At 70.8% G+C, this 5,594-nt stretch carries 5 protein-coding genes; 3 read left to right on the forward strand and 2 right to left on the reverse strand.

Going from position 1 to position 5,594, the window contains the following annotated elements; all coding sequences use genetic code 11:
- The first annotated feature begins 425 nt into the window (after positions 1 to 425).
- Positions 426 to 1,328, forward strand: coding sequence for an SDR family NAD(P)-dependent oxidoreductase (locus ACWCOV_RS41350; protein WP_449834855.1), 903 nt, complete (start codon positions 426 to 428; stop codon positions 1,326 to 1,328).
- A complete protein-coding gene (locus tag ACWCOV_RS41355) occupies positions 1,325 to 2,926 on the forward strand; it encodes an AMP-binding protein (RefSeq protein ID WP_449834856.1) in 1,602 nt (533 codons plus the stop codon). The genes ACWCOV_RS41350 and ACWCOV_RS41355 overlap by 4 nt, the downstream gene beginning before the upstream one ends.
- A gap of 2 nt (positions 2,927 to 2,928) precedes the next feature.
- Here ACWCOV_RS41355 and ACWCOV_RS41360 read toward each other — a convergent pair whose 3' ends face one another.
- Positions 2,929 to 3,642 (reverse strand): alpha/beta fold hydrolase, encoded by a 714-nt coding sequence (locus tag ACWCOV_RS41360; protein WP_449834857.1) that lies wholly within the window; start codon positions 3,640 to 3,642, stop codon positions 2,929 to 2,931.
- Positions 3,639 to 4,430, reverse strand: a complete 792-nt coding sequence (locus ACWCOV_RS41365) for a TIGR03619 family F420-dependent LLM class oxidoreductase (RefSeq protein WP_449834858.1) — start codon at positions 4,428 to 4,430, stop codon at positions 3,639 to 3,641. The genes ACWCOV_RS41360 and ACWCOV_RS41365 overlap by 4 nt, the downstream gene beginning before the upstream one ends.
- Positions 4,431 to 4,873: 443 nt before the next feature.
- Here ACWCOV_RS41365 and ACWCOV_RS41370 point away from each other — a divergent pair, with 443 nt between their 5' ends.
- Positions 4,874 to 5,275 carry a universal stress protein gene (locus ACWCOV_RS41370; protein WP_449834859.1) on the forward strand — a complete coding sequence of 134 codons (402 nt, stop codon included), beginning with the start codon at positions 4,874 to 4,876 and terminating at the stop codon, positions 5,273 to 5,275.
- Positions 5,276 to 5,594: the final 319 nt, after the last annotated feature.

The following is a 5,594-nucleotide window of genomic DNA, read 5'->3' on the forward strand; positions in this document are numbered from 1 at the left end:
CCACCCGCACCCCCTTTGCGCCTTCGCTTCGCTCGGCTCCTGGGCTGGCCCCGGCGGTCGGGTGACCGGGCGTGGGTTGGCTCCGGCGGTCGGGTGACGGGCATGGGCTGGCTCCGGCGGTCGGGTGACGGGCCTGGGCTGGCCTCGGCGGTCGGGTGACGGGCATGGGCTGGCCTCGGCGGTCGGGTGACGGGCCTGGGCTGGCCTCGGCGGTTGGGTGACTGGCCGGGGTTGATCGCCGAGGTCTGCTGACCGGCGTTCGTTGGTCGCCGCAGTGTGCTGACCGACATCGGCTGACCGGCGCGGCCCGCTGTCCAGCGCCAGTTGCCTGTCGCGGGTCTGCGGGCTTTGTAACTAATCGTCGACCTAGGTGGGGAGGCGTCACAGGCTGCCCAAGGGTGGCTACCTGCGGGTAATGTCGGGGCATGGTGAGTGGCAAGCGGGCAGTCGGGTGGGGGTTGCTGGTTGCTCTGGTGCAGGGCCGGCGCCGGATCACGGACGAAGCGCTCACGGCCGCCGTGGGTGGGCGGGTCATCCTGGTGACGGGCGCGTCGTACGGGATCGGCGAGGCGACCGCGCGCCGGCTCGGGCAGGCCGGGGCGAAGGTCCTGCTGGTGGCACGTACGGCGGACCGGCTGGAAGAGGTCGCCGCGGACATCCGAGCGGCCGGCGGCGAGGCCGACGCGTACGCCGTCAACCTGGCTGATCCCGCAGCGGTCGAAGGGCTCGTGCGCGACGTGCTGGAGGAGCACGGCCACGTCGACGTGCTGGTGAGCAACGCCGGCCGGTCGATCCGGCGGGCGATCGCGGACTCGTACCAGCGCTTCCACGACATCGAGCGGACGAACGCGATCAACTACCTTGGCCCGGCCAAGCTGGTCCTCGAACTGCTGCCCTCGATGCGGGAGCGCAGATCCGGTCACATCGTCAACGTGTCGACGGCCGGCGTGCGGACGCCGCCGATGGCGCGCTGGTCGGCGTACCTGGCGTCGAAGAGCGCGTTCGACGTCTGGCTGCGCTGCGTCGCGCAGGAGATCCGTGGCGACGGGGTCACCGTGTCGACGGTCTACATGGGCCTGGTCCACACCCGGATGAGTGAACCCACGCCGCTCCTCAACAAGATGCCCGGGCTGACGCCGGAGCAGGCCGCCGATCAGTTGTGTACGGCGATCGCCGAGCGGACGCACAACATCACGCCGCCTCTGGTCCGGCCCGCCGAATTGGTCGGCAACCTGTTTCGCATCCCCACCGATCGGCTATTGGAACAGTACTTCCGCTTCAGCGGAGGCGGATCCAAACGCCGGCAACCACCGGGAGCCCAGGAGTGAGAACACCGCGACCGATCGCACCGATCCGACCACCGGACGGGCTGGTACAGGCGGCGGCCGAGGTCGGTGGCGTGTCCGTCGCCGTACTCAAGTCCGGCGTCTGGCGCCCGGCCCGGCCGTCGCACCTGGTCGGGATCGAGCGGGCGCTGCGGCACTGGGGTCAGTCGATGGCCGCGCTCGGCGCGATCGCCGCGATCAGGTTCCCGGACCGGATCGCGGTGATCGACGACGACGGCAGTACGACGTACGCCGAGCTCGACCGCCGGTGTGAGCGGATCGCCGCCGCGCTGCACGCCGACCACGGAATCGTTGCCGGGAGCAAGATCGCCGTGCTGTGCCGGAACCATCGCGGCTTCCTGGAGGCGACGTTGTCCGCGTCGCGGATCGGCGCGGACGTGTTGTTCGTCAACACCGAGTTCGCTCCCCCGCAACTCACCGCGGTCCTCGAGCGGCACCAGCCCGACCTGCTGATCCACGACGCCGAATTCAGCCCGCGGACCCAAGTCCCCACGATCCGCAGCGACCACGACCTCGCCGACTCGGAGGCCGCCGAAGCCCCCAAGCCCGAGTCGCCGGGCCACATCACGATCCTGACATCGGGTACGACGGGAACGCCGAAGGCAGCCCCACGGGCGCCGACCGCGCTCGGCCTCGCCGGGCTCACGGCGAGCGCGCTCAACCGGTTCGGGCTGCGGTCCGGCGAGCCGATGCTGATCTGCCCGCCGCTGTTCCACGGCCTCGGCCTGCTCACCTCGATGCTCGCGCTCTTCCTCGGATCGCCGATCGTCCTGACTCGCAAGTACGACGCCCGCACCGTGCTGACCCTGGTCGAACAGACCCGCGCCGGCTCGATCGTCGCCGTACCGGTAATGCTTCGTCGGATGCTCGACCTGGGTCCGGCCGAGATCGGTGAGCACGACCTGCGTTCGCTCCGCGCGGTGATCTCTGGTGCGTCGACGCTCGGCGCGCCGCTGGCCGAGCGGTTCATCGCGCAGTTCGGTCCGGTGCTGTGTGACGCGTACGGCTCCAGTGAGGTCGGCATCGCCACGATCGCGACGTCCGCTGACCTGATCGCGGCGCCCGGGACAGTCGGTCGGCCGTGTCTCGGCAGCACGGTCCGAATCCTCGACGACAACGACCGGCCGGTGCCGATCGGCGTGACCGGGCGGATCTTCGCCGGCGGTGGGCTGGTGTTCGGCGGGTACTCCGACGGTTCGTCGAAGACGGTGGTGGACGGCCGGATGAGCACCGGCGATCTCGGGCACCTGGACCGGGCCGGGCGGCTTTTCGTCGACGGCCGCGAGGACGACATGATCGTGTCCGGCGGCGAGAACGTGTACCCGGTCGAGGTCGAGAGCTGCCTCGCGAGCCACCCCGCGGTCGCCGAGGCGGCCGTGGTCGGTGTGCCGGACGAGGAGTTCGGCCAGCGACTGGTCGGGTACGTCGTCCTGCGCGAACCGGCGACCGAGGACGAGCTGATCGACCATGTCAAAGCCAATCTGGCCCGCTACAAGACGCCGCGGCAGATCGTCGTCCTCGACGAGTTCCCGCGCAACGCAACCGGCAAGGTACTACGGAGCAAACTCACTCCCCCGTGACCTCAGATCCAGTTCCTGAGCAGGTTGGCGAACCGTTCCGGGTGCTGCTGGTGCAGGTAGTGGGTCGTGCCCGGCCAGACCTCGATCGTCGAGCCGGGCGCCCACGGGATCGACCGAGCGAAGGCGGCCGCGTACTCACCTGAGTACAGGCTCAAGCAAGGCTTGCCGATCGAAGGCAGGAAGGCACGAGCGGCCGGCCGCGCTCCGATGCTCCCCGAGTCGAGGTACATCGACTGATACAGCCCCGCGAGCACCTCCCCCGGCGTGGCCGCCATCTGCGCCCGCGCGTCCAAGTGCAGTGGGCTCCCGGACGCATCCGCAAACGCCCGGTCGACGAACTCGACACCCGACTCGCTGCCCCGGGTCCGCAGATCCTCCAGTACGGCGGGACAACCATCCATCTCCGCGTCGTCCGCGCCGTACGCCGGATCGATGACGACGATCCGCTCCACCAGCTCGGGATGCCGTACGGCGAGCCACGCGACCAGCTGCCCGCCCATCGAGTGGCCAACGGCAACAACCGGCTCGGTCAGTCCGGCCGCGAGGTCGTCCACCAGCACCGAAACCGTCAGGGAGCGGGCAGACGTCCGGGAGCCGTGGCCGGGCAGGTCGGGTGCGAGCACGTCGGCCCAGGGCGACACGAACTTGGTGATCTCGTTCCACGACTGGCGATCCGCGCCCCAGCCGTGGACCAGCAGCAGGCGGGGTCTGGTCACCACCACATCCTCTGGGGTAGGAGCCGCGCGAGCCTGGTCATCCGTTCCAGCGCGCCTTCACAGTCGCCGAGCGAGAAGGCCAGCGTCTCGGCGCCGGCGTCGGCCAGTTCCTGCGCGAGCTCGATGATCGGTGCGACGGCTCCACCCGGCCAGTGCAGTCGCGTCCCGACCTTCACCGGCCGAACCGCCTGACTCCGAATCCGGGCGACCGCGGCCGCGAAGCCCGCGCCATCGAGATTCAGCCCCTGCCACTCGTCCCCGAACTGCGCGACCCGGCGCAGCGCCCGGCCCGTCGTCCCGCCGACCATGATCGGGAGCGGCGCCCGCAGCTTCGGCTCGAAGACACCGCCGCGGTCCTCGCCCTCGAACAGCCCGCGAATGATCTCCAGTCCTTCGTCCGTCCGCCTCCCCCGCTCGGCGAACGACGCGCCGACGGCGGCGAACTCGGTCTCGTCCCACCCCGCGCCGATTCCGAGGACGACGCGTTCACCGGACAGCCGGTGCAACGTGGCCGCTTGCTTCGCGACGACGTACGGGCTGCGCATCGGGAGCACCAGCACCGAGGTGCCGAGCCGGATCCGCGTCGTCCGCGCGGCGAGGTAGCCGATCGACACCAGCGGCTCGTACACCCCGCCGTACGTCGAGCCGAACTCGCCGGGTGGCAGCAGGTGATCGGGCAACCACGCCGTCGTGTAGCCGAGCTCATCCGCGGCGACGGCGAGCTCGGTCAACCGCTCCGGCGGCATCGTCGCGGACTCATCAGGCAGCACGACCTGCAGCTCAACCATGCGACCGACACTAGCTGCTCACATCATGTCGACCTGATTCTCCAGCGCCGGCGCGATCGTCAGGTGCCCGCCGTCAATGGTGCCCGCCGTCAACGGTGCCGTCGGCAACGGCCTGCTGGAGGGCGCCGATCAGCGGGTCCCGGCGCGGGTCGCGCCGCGGTGATGTTGGCGGCGTTCCAGAGCTTCAACGTGCAGTCGGGGCCGCAGCTGTTCGAGGACCAGTGCACGCTGGTGGACGCTGATCGCGTCGCTGCTCGGTGTGTACTCGCTGTCGGGGTCCGGCTACGAGGTGCTGATGGCGCTGCTGATCGGCGTGGTCGGCTTCTTCATGCGGAAGCTGGACACCAGATCGCGCCGGTCGGATCGTCGCGCGGATCCGCGGCACCCAACCCGCCCGCGACCGCCTGACCTTCGGCGAGGACGACTGATGGGAGAGTAAGGGCGTGAAGATTCTGGTCGGCTACGTGCCAACTCCCGAGGGCGAGGCCGCGCTAGCGGCCGCGGCTGCCGAGGCGAAGCTGCGCGGGGCGTCCGTGCTGCTGCTCAACACCAGCCGCGGCGACGCCTACATCGACGCCCGCTACGCCAACGCCGACGAGCTGGCCGCCGCCGAGGCCGGTCTGCGCGAGCGCGGTGTCGAGGTCACGATCCAGCAGGCCGTCTCCTCCGGCGACGTCGCCGGCGAGCTCCTCAGAGCGGCTGCCGCCGAGGACGTCACCCTCATCGTCCTCGGCCTCCGCCGCCGAAGCCCCGTGGGCAAACTCATCCTCGGCAGCACCGCCCAGCGAGTCCTCCTCGAGTCCCCCGTCCCGGTCCTCGCCGTCAAAGCCCCCGCCCGCGACTGACCGCCCCCGCCCCTCCGCGGACGTCCAGGCCATCACAATCGCCCCGCCGCGGCCCGCGCCCGCCTGGAGCGCCGGCTCGGGCGGGATTGTGATGGCCTGGCGGTTCGCCAAACCAGGTGAGCTCCTGGGGCGGGCAGCCTAAACTGGTCTGGTTATGCCTGATGCCCGGACCGAGTCCTCTAGTCCCGAACCAGCCACCGGTCCCGTCCAGGACCCAGCCGCCCGACCCCCGCGCCGCCGCCGGCGGCCCCGCAAACCCGCCACGGGCAACCCAACCACAGGCGATCCCGGCACCGGCACCGGCGGCGGCCCGGTGATG

The sequence above is a fragment of the Kribbella sp. NPDC002412 genome (assembly GCF_053592935.1).

What these genes read in the sequence shown, in the direction of transcription:
- ACWCOV_RS41365 (WP_449834858.1), bottom strand. Translation starts at nt 4,430, where the DNA reads ATGGTTGAGCTGCAGGTCGTGCTGCCTGATGAGTCCGCGACGATGCCG.
- ACWCOV_RS41350 (WP_449834855.1), top strand. Translation starts at nt 426, where the DNA reads ATGGTGAGTGGCAAGCGGGCAGTCGGGTGGGGGTTGCTGGTTGCTCTG.